Source organism: Flavobacterium gossypii (assembly GCF_014138495.1).
Classification (GTDB): domain Bacteria; phylum Bacteroidota; class Bacteroidia; order Flavobacteriales; family Flavobacteriaceae; genus Flavobacterium; species Flavobacterium endophyticum.
The window spans coordinates 214,832-233,084 of sequence record NZ_JACJIS010000003.1; the positions used below are offsets into that span (position 1 = coordinate 214,832).

At 38.0% G+C, this 18,253-nt stretch carries 18 protein-coding genes; 6 read left to right on the forward strand and 12 right to left on the reverse strand.

Going from position 1 to position 18,253, the window contains the following annotated elements; all coding sequences use genetic code 11:
• Position 1: 1 nt before the first annotated feature.
• The 9 genes from rpsS to rpsL form a co-directional block, all read right to left on the reverse strand.
• Positions 2 to 280: a 30S ribosomal protein S19 gene (gene rpsS / locus GGR22_RS14025; RefSeq protein WP_014085019.1), complete on the reverse strand. Its 279-nt coding sequence runs from the start codon at positions 278 to 280 to the stop codon at positions 2 to 4.
• A gap of 6 nt (positions 281 to 286) precedes the next feature.
• Entirely contained in the window at positions 287 to 1,111 is an 825-nt protein-coding gene (gene rplB / locus GGR22_RS14030; RefSeq protein WP_121376826.1) for a 50S ribosomal protein L2, read from the reverse strand.
• A 16-nt stretch (positions 1,112 to 1,127) separates the two neighbouring features.
• On the reverse strand, positions 1,128 to 1,418 hold the full coding sequence (gene rplW / locus GGR22_RS14035; RefSeq protein WP_121376827.1) for a 50S ribosomal protein L23: 291 nt from the start codon (positions 1,416 to 1,418) through the stop codon (positions 1,128 to 1,130).
• Between the two features lie 6 nt (positions 1,419 to 1,424).
• Positions 1,425 to 2,054, reverse strand: coding sequence for a 50S ribosomal protein L4 (gene rplD, locus GGR22_RS14040; RefSeq protein ID WP_121376828.1), 630 nt, complete (start codon positions 2,052 to 2,054; stop codon positions 1,425 to 1,427).
• Complete coding sequence (rplC, locus tag GGR22_RS14045) at positions 2,054 to 2,668, reverse strand: 50S ribosomal protein L3 (protein ID WP_121376829.1); 615 nt, start codon at positions 2,666 to 2,668, stop codon at positions 2,054 to 2,056. Before rplC ends, rplD begins: the two co-directional genes overlap by 1 nt.
• A 153-nt stretch (positions 2,669 to 2,821) precedes the next feature.
• On the reverse strand, positions 2,822 to 3,127 hold the full coding sequence (rpsJ, locus tag GGR22_RS14050) for a 30S ribosomal protein S10 (RefSeq protein ID WP_056068841.1): 306 nt from the start codon (positions 3,125 to 3,127) through the stop codon (positions 2,822 to 2,824).
• Positions 3,128 to 3,139: 12 nt separating this feature from the next.
• The gene (fusA, locus tag GGR22_RS14055; RefSeq protein ID WP_121376830.1) at positions 3,140 to 5,296 is read right to left on the reverse strand and encodes an elongation factor G; all 2,157 of its coding nucleotides are present in this window, start codon (positions 5,294 to 5,296) and stop codon (positions 3,140 to 3,142) included.
• Between the two features lie 10 nt (positions 5,297 to 5,306).
• On the reverse strand, positions 5,307 to 5,783 hold the full coding sequence (rpsG, locus tag GGR22_RS14060; protein ID WP_121376831.1) for a 30S ribosomal protein S7: 477 nt from the start codon (positions 5,781 to 5,783) through the stop codon (positions 5,307 to 5,309).
• Positions 5,784 to 5,805: 22 nt separating this feature from the next.
• On the reverse strand, positions 5,806 to 6,189 hold the full coding sequence (gene rpsL, locus GGR22_RS14065; protein ID WP_007136570.1) for a 30S ribosomal protein S12: 384 nt from the start codon (positions 6,187 to 6,189) through the stop codon (positions 5,806 to 5,808).
• Positions 6,190 to 6,426: 237 nt separating this feature from the next.
• Here rpsL and GGR22_RS14070 point away from each other — a divergent pair, with 237 nt between their 5' ends.
• From GGR22_RS14070 to rlmB, 5 genes are all read left to right on the forward strand, one after another.
• Positions 6,427 to 8,094: a BamA/TamA family outer membrane protein gene (locus GGR22_RS14070; RefSeq protein ID WP_220477667.1), complete on the forward strand. Its 1,668-nt coding sequence runs from the start codon at positions 6,427 to 6,429 to the stop codon at positions 8,092 to 8,094.
• Between the two features lie 108 nt (positions 8,095 to 8,202).
• A complete protein-coding gene (locus GGR22_RS14075; protein ID WP_182494168.1) occupies positions 8,203 to 11,286 on the forward strand; it encodes a SusC/RagA family TonB-linked outer membrane protein in 3,084 nt (1,027 codons plus the stop codon).
• Positions 11,287 to 11,296: 10 nt separating this feature from the next.
• Positions 11,297 to 12,772 (forward strand): SusD/RagB family nutrient-binding outer membrane lipoprotein, encoded by a 1,476-nt coding sequence (locus tag GGR22_RS14080; protein WP_121376834.1) that lies wholly within the window; start codon positions 11,297 to 11,299, stop codon positions 12,770 to 12,772.
• Between the two features lie 12 nt (positions 12,773 to 12,784).
• Complete coding sequence (locus GGR22_RS14085; RefSeq protein ID WP_182494169.1) at positions 12,785 to 13,720, forward strand: DUF1735 domain-containing protein; 936 nt, start codon at positions 12,785 to 12,787, stop codon at positions 13,718 to 13,720.
• Between the two features lie 89 nt (positions 13,721 to 13,809).
• Positions 13,810 to 14,544, forward strand: a complete 735-nt coding sequence (gene rlmB / locus GGR22_RS14090; protein ID WP_121376836.1) for a 23S rRNA (guanosine(2251)-2'-O)-methyltransferase RlmB — start codon at positions 13,810 to 13,812, stop codon at positions 14,542 to 14,544.
• A gap of 6 nt (positions 14,545 to 14,550) precedes the next feature.
• Here the strand turns inward: rlmB and GGR22_RS14095 are convergent, their stop codons facing one another.
• Positions 14,551 to 15,345, reverse strand: coding sequence for a rhomboid family intramembrane serine protease (locus tag GGR22_RS14095; protein ID WP_182494170.1), 795 nt, complete (start codon positions 15,343 to 15,345; stop codon positions 14,551 to 14,553).
• A 205-nt stretch (positions 15,346 to 15,550) separates the two neighbouring features.
• On the opposite strand from GGR22_RS14095, the gene GGR22_RS14100 reads away from it, so the two are divergent.
• On the forward strand, positions 15,551 to 16,828 hold the full coding sequence (locus GGR22_RS14100; protein ID WP_182494171.1) for a replication-associated recombination protein A: 1,278 nt from the start codon (positions 15,551 to 15,553) through the stop codon (positions 16,826 to 16,828).
• Between the two features lies 1 nt (position 16,829).
• On the opposite strand, the gene GGR22_RS14105 is transcribed toward GGR22_RS14100, so the two are convergent.
• Positions 16,830 to 17,546, reverse strand: coding sequence for a hypothetical protein (locus GGR22_RS14105; protein WP_182494172.1), 717 nt, complete (start codon positions 17,544 to 17,546; stop codon positions 16,830 to 16,832).
• 20 nt (positions 17,547 to 17,566) lie between these two features.
• On the reverse strand, positions 17,567 to 18,253 hold the full coding sequence (locus GGR22_RS14110) for a YjjG family noncanonical pyrimidine nucleotidase (protein WP_182494173.1): 687 nt from the start codon (positions 18,251 to 18,253) through the stop codon (positions 17,567 to 17,569).

Consider the following 18,253-nt stretch of genomic DNA (forward strand, 5'->3'; position numbering starts at 1 on the left):
CTTATTTTTTACCTTTATTTTTTGCTCCAGCGTGACCTCTAAAAGATCTTGTTGGTGAAAATTCTCCTAATTTGTGACCTACCATGTTTTCTGTTACGTAAACCGGTACAAACTGACGACCGTTATGAACTGCGATAGTTTGTCCAACAAAATCTGGAGTAATCATCGAAGCTCTAGACCAAGTCTTTACAACTCCTTTGTTACCTTTTTCAATATTTTCTTGAACTTTCTTATCTAATTTATAGTGAACGAAAGGTCCTTTTTTTAATGAACGTGCCATATCTTATTATTTCTTTCTACGTTCTACGATATACTTGTTACTCGGATTTTGCTTAGAACGCGTTCTGTAACCTTTAGCAGGAACTCCGTTTCTTGAACGTGGGTGTCCTCCTGAAGAACGTCCTTCTCCACCACCCATTGGGTGATCAACAGGGTTCATCGCAACTGGTCTTGTTCTAGGTCTTCTACCCAACCATCTAGTTCTACCTGCTTTACCAGACACTACTAATTGATGATCAGAATTAGATACAGCTCCAATTGTAGCAGAACAAGTAAGCAAGATTAATCTTGTCTCACCTGAAGGCATTTTGATTGTAGCATATTTTCCATCTCTTGCCATTAATTGAGCGAAAGTTCCAGCAGAACGAGCAATAACAGCTCCTTGACCTGGACGCAACTCAATACAAGAGATAACAGTTCCCAAAGGAATTTTACTCAAAGGCAATGTATTACCGATTTCTGGAGATGCTTCTGGACCAGAAACTACTTTCTGACCAACTTGCAATCCGTTTTGAGCGATAATATAAGTTTTCTCTCCATCAGCATAAGCTAACAAAGCGATGAATGCAGTACGATTTGGATCGTATTCAATTGATTTCACAGAAGCTGGAATTCCATCTTTTGTTCTTTTGAAATCAATAATACGATATCTCTGCTTGTGACCACCACCCGTATAACGCATGGTCATCTTTCCTTGACTATTTCTACCTCCTGAGTTTTTTATCGGTGCGATCAATGAACGCTCCGGCTTATCAGTTGTAATGGCGTCAAAACCATTAACAACTCTAAAACGCTGACCCGGGGTAATAGGTTTTAATTTTCTAACTGACATGTTTCTGCCTTATTTATTAGATATTATTATAAAAATCTATCGTTTCTCCTTCTTGTACTTGAACAATTGCTTTTTTATAAGCATTTGTCTTTCCATTGATAATACCACTTTTAGTGTATTTAGTAGATCTATCAGCTCTGTAGTTCATTGTGTTCACTTCAACAACTGTAATTCCATAAGCTGCCTCGATAGCATTCTTAATTTGAATTTTGTTTGCTCTTTTGTCAACAATGAATCCAAAGCGATTGAAAACCTCACCATCTTTGGTAATTTTTTCTGTAATTATAGGTTTAATTATGATACTCATGGCCTATTATTTGCTTAAATTTTCTTCAATTCCTTCTAAAGACCCTTCTAAAAGCACTAAATTATTTGCATTTAAAATAGCATAAGTACTTAATTCTGAACTAGTTACAACGCTAGATGCCTTTAAATTGCGTGAGGACAAATATACATTTTTATTTGACTCTCCCAACACAAACAAAGATTTTTTATTCTCTAACCCTAAAGCTTTCAAAACGTTAATGAAATTTTTAGTGTTTGGAACTTCAAAATTGAAATCTTCTAATACTATAATATTTGACTCTTTTGCTTTGATTGAGAAAGCCGATTTTCTTGCCAAACGTTTCAAGTTTTTATTCAATTTGAATGAATAACTTCTTGGTCTTGGGCCGAAAACTGTACCTCCACCTTTAAACAAAGGGTTCTTAGCACTACCAGCACGAGCTGTACCTGTTCCTTTTTGCTTTTTAATCTTACGAGTAGATCCCGCAACTTCAGCTCTTTCTTTAGCTTTGTGCGTTCCTTGTCTTTGGTTAGCAAGATATTGCTTTACATCAAGGTATACTGCGTGATTATTTGGCTCAATTGCGAATACTGAATCAGAAAGAGTGATCGTTCTGCCAGTTTCTTTTCCGTTGAAATTTAAAACTTTTACTTCCATTACTTCTGAATGATTACATAAGAGTTATTGTGTCCTGGAACACATCCTTTTACTAAAAGTAGGTTCTTCTCAGCAACAACTTTCAAAACTCTTAAATTTTGAACAGTCACATTATCAGTTCCCATTCTTCCTGCCATACGCATTCCTTTGAATACTCTAGAAGGATAAGAAGAAGCTCCTACAGATCCTGGCGCTCTTAAACGGTTGTGCTGACCATGTGTAGCCTGTCCAACACCACCAAAACCGTGACGTTTTACAACACCTTGGAAACCTTTACCTTTAGATACACCTTGAACATCTACAAATTCGCCTTCTGTAAAAACATCAACTGTTAATACATCACCTAATTTGTGTTCGTTTTCAAACTTGAATTCAACGACTTTTTTCTTAGCAACAGTACCAGCTTTTTTAAAGTGACCTAAGTCAGCTTTAGTGGAGTGTTTCTCGTTTTTGTCATCGAAACCAAGTTGTAACGCTTCATACCCGTCAACACCTTTGGTTCTGACTTGGGTAACAACGCATGGTCCAGCTTCGATTACTGTACAAGGAATGTTTTTCCCGTTTTCATCGAAAATACTAGTCATGCCGATTTTTCTACCAATTAACCCAGACATAAAATATTAATTATTAATTATTAAAATACAAAATATAGAACACATTATTTAAACGACGTTCTATTTTTGGAGGCGCAAAAGTATAAATAATTTGCGGTTATTCCTAAAAATATTTTTTCGTCTAAATAATGTGTTACTTTCTTAATGAGATACTTATACTTTGATCTCTACTTCAACTCCACTTGGCAACTCTAATTTCATTAGAGCGTCGATTGTTTTTGATGAAGAAGAATAAATGTCTAACAATCTTTTGTATGACATTACTTCAAATTGCTCTCTTGATTTTTTGTTAACGTGCGGAGAACGCAACACAGTAAAAATCTTTTTGTGAGTTGGCAACGGAATTGGTCCTGTTACCACTGCACCTGTACTTTTTACAGTTTTTACAATCTTCTCAGCAGACTTGTCTACCAAATTGTGATCGTAAGATTTTAGTTTTATTCTGATTTTTTGACTCATTTTTCTTTAGAATTAAGCGTTACCTTTTGCTTTTTTGATTACCGCTTCTGAAATATTAGAAGGCGTTTCAGCATAGTGAGAAAACTCCATTGTTGAAGTAGCTCTACCTGATGACAATGTTCTTAATGTTGTAACATAACCGAACATTTCTGATAATGGCACATCAGCCTTGATAGTTTTAGCACCATTTCTGTCACCCATATCATTTACTTGACCTCTACGACGGTTCAAGTCGCCAACGATATCACCCATGTTTTCTTCTGGAGTAATAACCTCAATTTTCATGATAGGCTCAAGGATAACAGCACCTGCAGCTTTTCCAGACTCTTTGTAACCCATTTTCGCAGCTAATTCGAAAGAAAGAGCATCAGAATCCACAGGATGGAAAGATCCGTCTAATAAAGTTACTTTCAAGCTGTCTACTGCATATCCTGCTAGAGGACCTTGCTTCATCGCTTCTCTGAAACCTTTTTCAACAGCCGGGATATATTCTTTAGGAACGTTACCACCTTTTACTTCGTTAACAAACTGCAATCCAACTGGAACTTTACCGTCAACCTCATCAGCAGGCTCGATTCTAAATACGATATCACCGAATTTACCACGACCTCCAGATTGTTTTTTGTACGTTTCTCTATGTTGAGCTGATCTTGTGAACGCTTCTTTATATTCTACTTGAGGCTCACCTTGGTTTACCTCTACTTTGAACTCACGTTTCATTCTATCAACCAAGATATCCAAGTGAAGCTCACCCATACCTGAGATAATAGTTTGACCTGAAGCCTCATCTGTTCTAACTGTAAACGTTGGATCTTCTTCAGCCAATTTAGCCAAAGCCATACCCATTTTATCTACGTCAGCCTTAGTCTTAGGCTCAATCGCGATACCAATTACCGGATCAGGGAATTTCATTGACTCAAGAATGATTGGGTGTTTTTCATCACACAATGTATCTCCAGTTTTGATATCCTTAAATCCAACAGCAGCTCCAATATCTCCAGCCTCAATGTACTCGATAGGATTTTGCTTGTTAGCGTGCATTTGGTAGATACGAGAAATTCTTTCTTTGTTTCCAGAACGAGTGTTCAAAACATAAGAACCTGCATCTAAACGACCAGAATAAGCACGGAAGAAAGCCAAACGACCTACGAATGGGTCAGTTGCAATCTTAAATGCAAGAGCAGCAAATGGCTCTTTTACATCTGGCTTACGCAAGATTTTAGTTTGGTCTTCTTCTAATAAATCAGCATCATCAGGATCAATTCCTTCGATACCTTCTTTATCTAGCGGAGAAGGCAAATATTTACATACAGCGTCTAACATGAACTGAACTCCTTTGTTTTTGAAAGAAGAACCAGCAATCATAGGAATGATAGCCATGTCAATTGTAGCCGCTCTTAATGCTGTGTTGATTTCCTCTTCAGTAATAGAAGATTCATCTTCCATATACTTATCTAAAAGGTTTTCATCATAATCAGCAACTGCCTCGATCAAGATAGAACGGTATTGTTTAACTTCGTCAACCATATCCGCAGGGATAGGCACGATATCAAACGTAGCACCTTGTGTTTCATCATGCCATACGATAGCTTGATTTTTCACTAAGTCAACCACACCTTTAAAGTCGATCTCATCACCGATTGGCAACGTAATTGCCACAGCGTTTGATTTCAACATATCACGAACCTGTTGGCAAACTCCTAAGAAGTTTGAACCTTGACGGTCCATTTTATTTACGAATCCCATACGAGGAACTCTGTATTGGTCAGCAAGTCTCCAGTTAGTCTCAGATTGAGGCTCAACACCATCAACTGCACTAAACAAGAAAACCAATCCATCTAATACTCTCAAAGAACGGTTTACCTCAACGGTAAAGTCAACGTGTCCAGGAGTATCGATGATGTTAAAGTGATAAGGCTTGCTTTCTGGAAGTGCTTTTCCTTGTTCAGTTGGAAAGTTCCACTCACAAGTTGTAGCAGCAGAAGTAATTGTAATACCTCTCTCTTGCTCTTGAGCCATCCAGTCCATTGTTGCAGCACCATCGTGCACCTCACCAATCTTATGTGATTTTCCAGTATAAAAAAGGATACGCTCAGTTGTTGTTGTTTTACCAGCATCAATATGAGCAGCAATTCCGATATTTCTTGTGTATTTTAAATCTCTAGCCATTTCTTAATGATTAAAATCTAAAGTGAGAGAATGCTTTGTTTGCTTCAGCCATCTTGTGAGTATCCATTCTCTTTTTAACAGCAGCACCTTCTTCTTTAGCAGCAGCTAAAACTTCAGAAGCTAGTTTTTGAGCCATAGATTTCTCATTTCTTCTACGAGCATAAAGTATCATCCACTTCATTGCCATAGAGATTTTACGATCTGGTCTGATTTGCATTGGGATTTGGAATGTAGCTCCACCAACTCTACGGCTACGTACTTCTACGTGAGGCATAACGTTAGTCAAAGCATCTTTCCAGATTTCCAATGAAGATTTTTCTGCGTCTTGTTTCTTGTTTTCTACGATTTCCAATGCATCATAGAATACTTTGAAAGCAGTTGATTTTTTACCATCCCACATTAAGTTGTTCACAAAACGCGTTACTAACTGATCGTTAAATTTTGGATCTGGTAAAAGAGGTCTTTTTTTGGCCTGTCTTTTTCTCATGTCTTTACTTTAAAAGTTTAAATTACTTTTTTGCTTCTTTTGGGCGTTTTGCACCATACTTAGATCTTCTTTGCGTTCTTCCTGCAACACCTGATGTATCAAGCGCTCCACGAACGATGTGGTATCTAACTCCTGGTAAATCTTTTACCCTTCCACCCCTAACTAATACTATCGAGTGCTCTTGTAGGTTATGTCCTTCTCCAGGGATGTAAGCATTCACCTCATTACCATTTGTCAAACGTACACGCGCTACTTTACGCATTGCAGAGTTTGGTTTTTTTGGTGTAGTAGTGTAAACACGCGTACAAACCCCTCTTCTTTGAGGACAAGAATCTAAAGCAACCGATTTACTCTTCTTAGTTATCTGAGTTCTTCCAGTTCTTACTAATTGTTGAATTGTTGGCATAATTAATACTAAAATATATTATGATTTAATTTCCCGCTTTTTACGGGGTTGCAAATGTAATAATTATTTTTTTTTAAACAAACCTTAATTCATTAATTTTCAAACAGATTAGCCAACATTTATTTTTTATATATTATTCGTTGGATTTTTGCGTTACTTTTACTGAGGCTTATAAATAGCAAAATGCTTAAAAATATTTGAACATCAAAAGCCAGCCGTTTTAACAATTAACTTATTTTGAAAAGATTTCTTTTTATTTCTTTTTGTATTTTTTTCAGCCTAAACGCATTAGGCCAAAAGCTTCATTTAAAGATTACGGCCGATTCTCAAAGTGATTTAAAAACAATAGACTCTATAGGTTATGTAAAAAATCACAGCAATGCCAAAAGCATTGTTGATGAAGCCAATAGTTTTTCAGAAAAACTGAAACGTTTCGGCTTTTTAGAAAATGAAATTTTAGAAAACAAGAAACAAAACGACAGCACTTTCCTGTTCAAGTTTCAATTGGGCCAAAGGACCAAATCCATACATATATATATAGGTCGCAATTCGGAATTACAAAAACTGGGGATTTTAGAAAATACTGAAGACACTTTAAAACTTGCTTTTAGCGAAACCGAAACCTTCCTAACTACTACTTTGAACACTTTGGAACGCCGCGGGTACTCCTTAGCGAAGCTTCAATTGGTAAACTTGAAAAAACAGAAAGGCATTCTCTTGGCCGATTTGAGTTTCGAAACTGAAAAATTACGTCAAGTCAATGATATTGTAATCAACGGTTATGATAAATTTCCCGAAGGACATAAAAAAGAAATCAAGCGCCGCTATCGCAACAAGGTCTTTAATCAGGAAAGCCTTAAAAACATCCATAATGATTTCAATCAGTTTCAGTTCGTCACTCAGACCAAATACCCTGAGATCTTATTTATGAATGACACGACTAAAGTCTATGTCTATGTAGAAAAATCAAAACCAAATCGTTTTGACGGTTTTATAGGTTTTGGAAATGACGACAATGGCAACTTGAAAGTAAATGGCTATCTCGACCTGCTGCTTGTCAATTCCCTAAATGTAGGCGAACGTTTCAATTTATACTGGAAAAGTGATGGAAACGACCAGAAAACCTTCAACGTCAATATCGAGCTACCTTATATTTTCAGGAGCCCTCTAGGTATCAAGGCACAATTAAACATTTTTAAGCAGGACAGCACATTCCAAAACACGCAGACGGCTATTGACCTGGGCTATTATTTTAATTACAACACGAGACTGTACGTCGGATACCAGTCAACAGAATCTAATGATATCCAAAACCTGAACAGTTCAACGATAACTGATTTTGACAACTCTTTCTTTACTTCCAATTTTGAGTTTACCAAATTCAGAAACGAAGATTTTTTATTTCCGGACAAAACGTTAATCAATATCAAAGGAGGTGTCGGGAAGAGAAATTCTGAAGCTTCAAAAAACAACCAATTTTTCACCAATATTGATCTCCGGCATAACTTCTATTTGAACAATAAAAATATCGTCGCCATCCGGAGCCAGAATTTCCTACTGCAAAGCGACAGTTATATCACCAACGAGCTCTTCCGTTTCGGAGGCATCAACTCGATTCGCGGCTTTAACGAAAACAGCCTACAGGCCAATCTTTTCTCTTCGATACTTACAGAATACAGATATGTCTTGGCCCCGACAATTTATATCCATTCTATTATCGACTTTGGCTACTACCAAGACAAGACCACAGACAATGATGGCAACTTGCTTGGCTTGGGTTTTGGATTTGGCTTATTGACAAAAAACGGGTTGTTCAATATTGTCTATGCAAACGGAAGCACGGGCAATCAACAAATCAAGCTATCTAACTCAATTGTTCATATTAGCTTTAAAGCTAGATTTTAACAATTAATGCTTCAAAACATCAATATAGTAAAAACAATTTTAAAAAAAGTATAGGTTTGTTAAGATTTTATTAAGAAATTTGATTTAACTAATTCAAACCTATACATAATGAAAACAAAGTTAAATGGTCTATTAACGCTAGTCCTGGCGTTAATTATGCAGATTTCATTTGCGCAAGAAAGGACAATTTCAGGCACTGTTGCAGACGAAAGCGGATTACCGCTCCCTGGAGTCAGTATCGCCATCAAAGGAACTACAAACGGCACGCAAACCGATTTCGATGGCAAATTCCAAATCAAGGCCTCTCCTACTGACATCCTAGTTTTCAGTTTCATGGGGATGGCAACTCAAGAAGTTCCAGCCACCGCTACTAATTTCAACATTATTTTAAAAGACGATGCTACACAGCTTGAGACCGTTGTAGTAACCGCTCTTGGGATAAAAAGAAACCCAAAAGAGCTGAGTTATTCCACGCAGGTTGTCAAATCCGATGAGCTGAACCAAGCCAAAGCCGTAAATGCTGCAACTGCCTTGGTCGGAAAAGTTTCAGGATTGCAGATTAACACGATCAACAGCGGTGTTAATCCGCAAACAAGAGTTGTGCTTAGAGGCGCAAGATCTATCTCTGGGAATAACGAAGCTTTGATCGTAATTGACGGAGTTCCTTCCGCCTTGAATACGTTAAGCGAGCTGAATCCGAATGATATCGAGAGCACTACTATCTTAAAAGGAGCTAATGCTGCTGCTCTTTATGGTTCCGCCGGATCGAACGGAGCTATCATGATTACTACTAAAAAAGGGAAAAATGGCAAGATGACCTTACAAGTCAACTCGACAATTACATTTGAGAAGGTACAATTTATTCCAGATAGACAGACAAAATTCGGACAAGGATGGGCTGGAGAGCTTGATCCTGTAGAAAACACAAACTGGGGAGCTCCATTAGACGGATCATTAGTACAAGTTGGTCCTGAATTAGCTGATGGAACCATCAGAGAATTTACATATATTGCCAGAAAAAACAACATTAAAGATTTCTTTAATGTCGGTACAACAAAACAAAATGGTTTTTCTATATCGCAAGGCGACGAAAACAGCAACCTGTTCTTCTCGGCTCAAGATGTAAAAACCGAAGGAATTATACCTGGAGATGTTTATCACAAAAACACATTTAGATTAAACACGAGCAAAACCTCTGGTAACTGGAATGTTGCTGGAAATGTTTCTTACTTTACAGACAAGACCGATGTTGCTGGAAACCTAACAGGAAGCGATGACGAATCATCCTTTTTTAGCGAGCCTGACGGCGGACGAAGCGTCTATAGCCAGTTACTGCAAACTCCTATCAACATCCCATTAGAAGTTTATTCGCAAGGAGATTTACAAGATTATTTTACAAATTATGCCTATAACCCATATTGGATTTTAAAGAATTCGCGTCAAGTTTCGTATTCTGACAGGTTCCAAGGTTCTATCGACTTAGGCTACAAAGTAAACGATTGGTTCAATGTATTATACAGAGGAGGTTTAAGCTTATTGACATCCACTTTCAAAAACACCAACAATGGGCATATTTTCACCGACGGAAGCGGTCGTGAAGATTTAAACCAAGGAGTTTCTGACGGTTCAAATTATGAAAGAAGAATCAACAGCGACTTGATGTTCAATTTCGACTTTAAGCTTAACGATGACATTAGCGCAAAAATTACGCTTGGCCAAAACATCAGAGACATCAAAACAAAAGAATTGGGAATCCGAGGGGACAACTTAGTGGTTGAAGGGCTCTATAACGTATCTATGAGAACTGGAGAGTTGAGAGGAGCCGAATTCAATTCTAGGCTAAGAAGCATCGGACTTTACGGCAGTGCTGAAATTGGATTTAGAGACTATTTGTTCTTGAACGTTACGGGAAGAAACGACTGGTCTTCTGCCTTGATAAAAGAGAACAATTCTTTCTTCTACCCTAGTTATGGCGTTTCGTTCATACCAACATCTGCTTTCCCTGAATTGAAAGGAAACGTATTAACGTTCGCAAAAGTAACAGCGAGTTATACTAAAGTAGGAAATTCAACTTCTGCCTATGCCAATCAAAACACATACATCAGATCGGTAGGGTTTCCTTATGGCGACTTGACTTCTTTCAACCTGAGCAACACTGTAGCTTTGGCTAATTTAAAACCAGAGTTTACGACTTCAAAAGAATTTGACCTGAATTTAGAGTTCTTCAAAAAAAGAATATCACTTGATGCCAGCTATTATATTTCTAACTCTACAGACCAAATCATTAATGCGGCAGCCTCTTCTTCTTCAGGAGCGACAAGAGCATTGCTGAATGCTGGAGAATTACAGACGAAAGGATTTGAATTGGATTTAGGCTTCACACCAATACAGACCGAAGATTGGAACTGGGATCTAAGAGTAAGCTATAGTGCTCCAAAAACAGAAGTAAAAAGCTTATTGCCTGGTGTTAACGAACTTTCTTTAGGTGGATTTACTACAGCTGGAGTTTATGCTGTTGTTGGTGAAGAATATCCGATCATCAAAGGAACTGCTTATGAAAGAGACGATCAAGGAAGAGTAATCATTGACCAAGCAACGGGTAATCCTATACAGTCTTCTGCCTTGAAAAATCTCGGAAAAACAACTCCTGACTATATCGTAGGTCTTTCAACAAACTTGAACTACAAAGGATTTAGGCTATCGGCTGTTTTTGATTACAGAACTGGCCACGTATTCTATAACGAAATTGGGCAGATGCTTGATTTTACAGGTTCATCAGTACAAAGTGCTGAATCTGGAAGATTGCCTTTTGTGTTTCCTAATTCATCGTACCAAAGCGCTCCAGGAGTGTATACGCCAAATACGAGCATTACCACTTCAAGCGGAGGTCAGCCATTCTGGGATTCGGTATACAGCAACATTTCAGAAAACTACGTAGTAGATGCGACCGCTTTCAAATGTCGTGAGATTGCATTCAGCTATACTTTTTCTAAAAAAATGCTGGACAATTCTCCTTTTGAAGGCATAACTATCGGTGCTAATGCAAGAAACGTATTTATGATCCTGCCAAAAGCAAATAGATACACAGATCCAGAGTTTGGATTCACTACCGGAAATGCTGTAGGAGTTGGAAGCGTAGATGAAGTTCCTCCGACTAGAACCTATGGTTTCAACGTTACATTAACCTTCTAATTCAAGAAAAATGAAAAATATATTCAAAAAAAGCGCATTATTAATTGCTCCTTTTTTCTTGCTGTTTTCCTGCAGCGACTATCTAGACATCAATGAAGATCCAAATAATCCGACAAACGTTAAACCTGAATTGCTGTTGGCCAGTTCGCAAAATTCAGGAGCCCAAAGGCTGAATGTCAGGATGAACCAAGTTGGGAATTTCATGGTATACAACTGGTCTAATAACATCGAAGAATTTATTGCCTATCAAGATGAAATGCAATATATCGTCAACAGTACTTTCTATAATGATGTTTGGGACAATCTATATTTGACGATTTCCAATTTTAACCAAATTGACCAGACTACCTTAGAAGGCTATGACAATTACAGAGGAATTGCTAAGATAATGAAGGCTTTCTATTTTCAATACCTTGTAGATCTATATGGAGATATCCCTTACACAGAGGCATTACAAAGAGATAAAGAATTGACTCCTGTATATGACGATGCAGAATTTGTATATGATGACTTAATCGTGCAGTTAGATGCAGCTATCGACTTGATCAAAAATGCTCCTTCAGATGCTTTAAGTCCCGAAGACAATGACATTATGCTTCATGGCGATATGGACGAATGGGTAAAATTTGCCAATACTATAAAAATGAGAATCCTGATCCGTCAATCTGGTATGCCTTCTAAACAAGCTTATATTGCTGATAAATTCCAAGACATCATAGAAGAAGGAAGCGGGTTCATAACTGAAAATGTGACAAGCAATCCTGGGTATATAACCAGTACAGGAAAGATGAATCCGTTTTTTGAAACGTACGGAACAACACTATCAGGAAGTCCAACCAGTGACAACCGATCTTTAAAAGGAACGAAATACACTATCGATTATCTTTCTAACACAAACGATACCCGATTGGAAAAAATCTATGCTCCAATTCCTGGCGGAGGTTTTGCAGGAATAAACCAAGGCGCTCCAGATGAACAAGGAACAGTGGTTGTCCCATTCTCAGGATTAGGAAACGGCGTATTAAAGAACTTCACTCAAGACGCTTATATATTAACTGCTGCAGAAAGCTATTTGCTGCAAGCGGAAGCTGTCGTTAAAGGATATATGCCGGGAACTGCGCAAACATTGTATGAGTCAGGAATTCAAGCTTCTTATGAAACTTTAGGACTGACAGCAGCCCAAGCAACTACTTATTATTCTCAGTCTACCAATCTTATCGGATGGACAGCCTCTGCTGGAAATGAGTTGGAAGCTATTGGAACTCAAAAATGGATTGCCTTAAACAGCATAAACGGAATCGAATCTTGGATTGAATACACGAGAACCGGCTTCCCTTCTGGAATCCCTTTATCATTGATTGCCAGCAGGCCGCAACGCCCTATCCGATTAATGTATCCTAATTCAGAATATGTAGCAAATTCTGCAAATGTTCCAAACCAGACTACAGACGATGCTTTTACATCTCCTATTTTTTGGGATAACTAATAAAATATGACTATGAAAAACTTTAAATTCAAAATAGCGATTGTTGCCATTATAGTAGCAACACTCTCCTCCTGCCTCGTAGATGATGATGTAACAGATTTTGGCAACGGAGTAAACATTATCGATTTTCCATCTAGCAGTATTGACGGTACGTTTGATATCGGCATGGAAGAAGCCGAATTCGAGGTTCCGGCTAGATTGGTTGGCGGCAATGGCTCGGCAGCTCCTTCTGATGTGGCAGTTACCTATGAAATTGACCCTACAAAGACAACTGCTGTAGAAGGCACTAACTTTGTGATTCTAAACAATGGGACTTTCACTTTTCCAGCTGGCGAAACGGAAACTACATTCCCGATCAAGATACTTTCTTCATCTTTAGATCCTGATCTGCCAGTTCCTTTGACAATAGCATTAAAATTGACAGCGGCAACTGGAAACTTCCCTGTTGGAGTTTCCACAAAAGAATCTACTGGAACGATTATAATCAACCTAAAACCATTATGTCCGATTACAGACGATTTGTCTGGAACGCATTCTTATACGCAAACAGCAATGCAAGTAGGTGATGGTGAAGGAACTAGTACTGGCAATGCAATTTCTGGCACAATCAGCGGTACCGTGACATGGACTGAAGCGGCTCCAGGTACAGGTCAAGAAGCTGGGCGAGTAGGAAAATACAGTCTTGATGATGCTTCGTTCGGTCTTTATGAGCAAGTGTATGAAGACGATCCTGCAGTTGGACCAGATGGCGCCTTCTTTACATGGGTTTGCCGTGAATTCCTTTTTAGCGGATCCGACCAATATGCAGATACGTTTACTTACAACATCATCAGCGTTACGGGACCTGTCATGGTATTCACATGGAGAAATACATGGGGAGATGGCGGAACAGTTACGCTAACCCGAGAAGGCAATGTAGACTGGCCTGAGGTTTTCCAAACAAATTAGTTTTTACTTTTAAATAACAGAAAGCTGGCGGTTAAATCTGCCAGCTTTTTTATTTTTATTTCTTTATAACTTTACGCTATCTTTGCCCCATGGAAAAAGAACACCAAATTTTCGGAATCAGGGCAATTATTGAAGCCATTCAGGCAGGAAAAGAGATTGATAAAGTATTCATCCAAAAAGATGCGCAAGGCGAATTGATGAAAGACCTGATGAAGGTCATGAAACGTGCCAGCGTAAATTTCTCCTACGTTCCTGTAGAAAAATTGAACAAGCTGACGCCAAGCAATCACCAAGGCGCTGTTGCCACGATTGCTCCGATTTCTTTCCATAATCTTGAAACTTTGATAGAAGAAGTTGCAGAAAGCGGAAAGACTCCCCTATTTCTTATCCTAGACCAAATATCCGATGCCCGTAATTTCGGTGCTATAATCAGGACAGCAGAATGTACTGGCGTAAACGGAATCATCGTTCAAAAACAAGGCTCTGCTCCTGTAAACGGCGATACCGTAAAAACATCTGCCGGAGCTGTTTTTAATGTGCCTATCTGCAAAGTAGAACATATCAAAGATGCTATCTTCCACCTTCAAGGATCAGGAATAAAAACCATTGCGGCTACCGAAAAAACAGACCAGAACATTTATGACCTTGAATTAAACGAGCCGATAGCAATTATCATGGGTTCTGAAGATCGAGGCGTTAATCCATCTGTTTTAAAGATTGTAGATGAAAAAGCAAAACTTCCAATGTTTGGTACGATTGCTTCACTAAATGTATCTGTAGCTTGCGGCGCTTTTCTTTATGAAGCTGTAAGGCAAAGAAGCTAAAAGCAATCAATCTTCCTTCTTTTCGATAATGCCATCATGACTATCTTCTGGATTGGCAGGAACGACGTTATAGAATACATTAAAATTTGATCTGAAAAATTCCTCATTCCTAATTTCAATATCTTCTTCTGGTTTAGGAAGATTCTGGAAATTACCGTTTTCATCAAAATGCCTCATAAATAAATCTTCCTCGGGATTAAAATCGGGTTTTTCCCAGTCATACACAATTGGCTTTTGGTATTCGGGAGTCTTTATGGCTAAAGAAAAAATATAGCCTGTAATAAGTCCTGCTAGATGACCTTCCCAAGAAATTCCCTGCTGTACGCCTGGAAAAATATACCATATCATTCCTCCGTACAATAAAATGATGGTCAGCGACAAAGCAACCAGTCTGTAATATTTTGTCTGGATACCTTTAAAAAAGATAAAACTCACTAAGACATAAATCAAGCCGCTGGCACCAATATGATAAGACTCTCTTCCGATAACCCATGTCAGGAAGCCGGAAAGTAATATGCCATACCCTATCACTTTCAACGCCTGATTTCGATAAAAGAAACGAAGTGCTGCCACCAAAAGAAATAACGGAATAGAGTTATTATAAAGATGCTCGATATCCCCATGAAGAAAGGGACTGAACAAAATGCCTCTCAATCCTGAAAAAGTTCTAGGATAAATTCCAAATTCCGTGAGGTTAAGCTTAAAGCGTATTTCTGCCCAAAAAATAATCCACAAAAAGACTACGAAAAATAATGGCCATGCCAAAACTGAGGGGGAGAATTTTAGATTTTTGTCGTCCATTGCTTTTGTAAGATTATTATTCTTCAAAAAGCAGTCAAAAATTTATCCACTTTTTTTTGGGTGCTATTTTGTCAGCATCGAAGAAAAAAACAACTCATTGTATAAGGTAAAAAGGATACAAACCTAAATTGGTTTATCTAAATTTTCACAAAAGTTTGTGCGCTTCAAACTCAAAAAAACTTGTACAATTCTGTAATTTTACAAAATGGAAGCACCATTAGCAGAACGAATTCGTCCACAACAACTCGAAGATTACCTCGGCCAGCCGCAATTGGTAGGCCCGAACGGGTCATTGACACAGCAAATCGCCAAAGGAATCATTCCTTCATTAATTTTCTGGGGACCACCCGGTACCGGAAAAACGACTTTAGCTCAAATTATCGCGCAAGAATCAAAGCGTCCGTTTTATATCTTGAGCGCCATCAATTCTGGCGTAAAAGACGTGCGTGATGTTATTGACAAAGCCAAACAGAGCGGCGGACTGTTTACTACTAAAAACCCTATCCTCTTTATTGATGAGATACATCGCTTTAGCAAATCACAGCAAGATTCACTTTTAGCAGCTGTAGAAAAAGGCTGGGTCACATTAATTGGCGCGACTACAGAAAATCCTAGTTTTGAAGTAATTCCCGCCTTACTGTCGCGTTGTCAGGTCTACATATTAAATGCTTTCTCAAAATCAGACCTCGAAGCCTTGCTCGAAAGAGCCATGAAAACAGATGTTTTTTTAAAAGAAAAGAATATCAAATTAAAAGAAACTGAAGCTTTACTAAGACTTTCAGGTGGAGACGGCCGTAAACTGCTGAATATTTTCGACCTTGTAGTGAATGCTTCAAACGACGAAAAGATTATAATCACCAATGATTCTGTCCTAAAACTCGTACAGCAAAACACCGTATTGTATGACAAAACTGGTGAGCAGCATTATGATATCATCTCTGCTTTTATAAAATCCATACGCGGCAGCGACCCGAATGGAGCAGTATATTGGCTGGCGCGAATGATTGAAGGAGGCGAAGACGTGAAATTTATCGCAAGACGTATGCTGATTCTTTCTAGTGAAGATATTGGCAATGCCAACCCAACTGCCTTCATCATGGCTAATAATACGTTTCAGGCCGTTTCAACAATCGGCTATCCAGAGAGCAGGATAATCTTGAGTCAATGTGCGGTGTATCTGGCAACTTCTCCTAAAAGTAATTCCTCTTATATGGCAATCGGAAAAGCACAGCAGATTGTAAAACAGACTGGAGACTTGCCCATTCCGATCCATTTGAGAAATGCGCCTACAAAACTGATGAAAGAGTTAGGCTATGGAGAAGATTATAAATATGCCCATGACTATCAAAACAACTTTGCAGAACAAGAGTTCTTGCCGGATGAAATAAAAAATACCCCTATCTATATTCCAGGAAATAATTCCAGGGAAAATTCGACAAGGGAATTTTTAAAAAATCGTTGGAAAGACAAATACGGATATTAGCCTAGAATTTAATTAGTAGTTTTTCTGAAACCAGCTTTTCGTCTTTATAGTATTCTAAAATCCATTCCCCATTCTTTTTTATTACTGCACCATTAATCGTTTCGGATTGTGCCGTAAAATAATCAGGTTGTGAAGTCTTAAATATTTTAAGTACAACTTTTGGTGTTTTATCTATTAATTGGTAGCCATTAGGAATTGGCTGAGCGAAAAGCATCTCAGCTGCATCTTCAGGTGCTGCTGAAGATTTAGGAGCTGTGCTCATAGAGGCTGTGTTAGTTGCAATAGCTGGTCCTTTATACTTATAGCCGTAATTGTAAAGCTGCCCAAACGCTTTTTCTAAAGCTTCAGGATAGGCAACTTCATATTCTTTTACTGTACTTTTACCTGCCTCTGTTTTATAAACCACCTTGTTATTGCAGTCCTTAAACACGATTACAAGTTTTGTAGCCAACAAGGAATTTTCTTTTTCTACATCAACAAACAACTTGTTGCATCTATCGCCACCGGCTTCTTGAGGCAGGTTTTCATTTTCATAAAAAGCAAGGAATCCTATTTTTGTAAGGTTGAATTTGGTAATCGTATTAAGTCTAAATTTATTATCTCCTTGCAAAAAATCATAACGCACGGGAACGATGACATATTTATAGTCATTTAGCACTTTTTGTGCTGAAGCTGCTAGGGAAATAAATAACGATAAAATCAGGATGTATTTTTTCATATTGAGTAACTCTTAAGTGTTTAAAGATATTTTTTTAAAGCCAGTAAATGATTTACCTGCTTGATATTTGGATGTGTTTCTAAATTATGTTCATTAAAAAAGATGACATCGAGTCCTACATTCAATGCGCCTTCGATATCCGCTTCTAGATTATCGCCAATCATAATGCTTGTTTCTTTGGAACATTTTGCCAGATCTAAAGCATAATTAAATATTTGAGGATGAGGCTTCTTCACCCCAGCATTTTCAGAATTTGTAATCGTTTCAAAATAATGCACTATGTTAGAATTGACCAGTTTATTATTCTGAATCTGGTGAAATCCATTTGTAATGATATGCAGTCGGTATTTTGGCTTCAAATATTCTAAAAGCTCAATCGTTCCATCATAAAGATGGTTGAATTGTGGAAGATAGTGAATGTATTCTTCCGCAAGCAGATGAATCATGGCATCATCAATCTCAAATTCCAATTCAGTAAAAGCATCTTTCAGCCTACCATAACGCAATTGCTCTTGCGTGACTTCATCATTTTGATACAGCTTCCAATATTTGGTATTTATAGGCACATATCGCGTCACAAAATCCTGAACATTTACGCCTATTTTATGCTTTTCAAGAACCGTTTCAAATGCCAGTGCCGAGTTCTTTTCAAAATCCCACAACGTGTGGTCTAAATCAAAGAATATATCTAAAATCTTCGTTCCCAA

Bases quoted from the DNA above. Each gene is read 5' to 3' on its own strand.
- GGR22_RS14095 (WP_182494170.1), bottom strand. From the start codon at position 15,345: ATGGACGACAAAAATCTAAAATTCTCCCCCTCAGTTTTGGCATGGCCA.
- rpsJ (WP_056068841.1), bottom strand. From the start codon at position 3,127: ATGAGTCAAAAAATCAGAATAAAACTAAAATCTTACGATCACAATTTG.
- rpsL (WP_007136570.1), bottom strand. From the start codon at position 6,189: ATGCCAACAATTCAACAATTAGTAAGAACTGGAAGAACTCAGATAACT.
- rplC (WP_121376829.1), bottom strand. From the start codon at position 2,668: ATGTCTGGGTTAATTGGTAGAAAAATCGGCATGACTAGTATTTTCGAT.
- rplW (WP_121376827.1), bottom strand. From the start codon at position 1,418: ATGAGTATCATAATTAAACCTATAATTACAGAAAAAATTACCAAAGAT.
- GGR22_RS14075 (WP_182494168.1), top strand. From the start codon at position 8,203: ATGAAAACAAAGTTAAATGGTCTATTAACGCTAGTCCTGGCGTTAATT.
- rpsS (WP_014085019.1), bottom strand. From the start codon at position 280: ATGGCACGTTCATTAAAAAAAGGACCTTTCGTTCACTATAAATTAGAT.
- rpsG (WP_121376831.1), bottom strand. From the start codon at position 5,783: ATGAGAAAAAGACAGGCCAAAAAAAGACCTCTTTTACCAGATCCAAAA.
- GGR22_RS14085 (WP_182494169.1), top strand. From the start codon at position 12,785: ATGAAAAACTTTAAATTCAAAATAGCGATTGTTGCCATTATAGTAGCA.
- GGR22_RS14080 (WP_121376834.1), top strand. From the start codon at position 11,297: ATGAAAAATATATTCAAAAAAAGCGCATTATTAATTGCTCCTTTTTTC.
- GGR22_RS14100 (WP_182494171.1), top strand. From the start codon at position 15,551: ATGGAAGCACCATTAGCAGAACGAATTCGTCCACAACAACTCGAAGAT.
- GGR22_RS14105 (WP_182494172.1), bottom strand. From the start codon at position 17,546: ATGAAAAAATACATCCTGATTTTATCGTTATTTATTTCCCTAGCAGCT.
- rplB (WP_121376826.1), bottom strand. From the start codon at position 1,111: ATGTCAGTTAGAAAATTAAAACCTATTACCCCGGGTCAGCGTTTTAGA.
- fusA (WP_121376830.1), bottom strand. From the start codon at position 5,296: ATGGCTAGAGATTTAAAATACACAAGAAATATCGGAATTGCTGCTCAT.
- rplD (WP_121376828.1), bottom strand. From the start codon at position 2,054: ATGGAAGTAAAAGTTTTAAATTTCAACGGAAAAGAAACTGGCAGAACG.
- rlmB (WP_121376836.1), top strand. From the start codon at position 13,810: ATGGAAAAAGAACACCAAATTTTCGGAATCAGGGCAATTATTGAAGCC.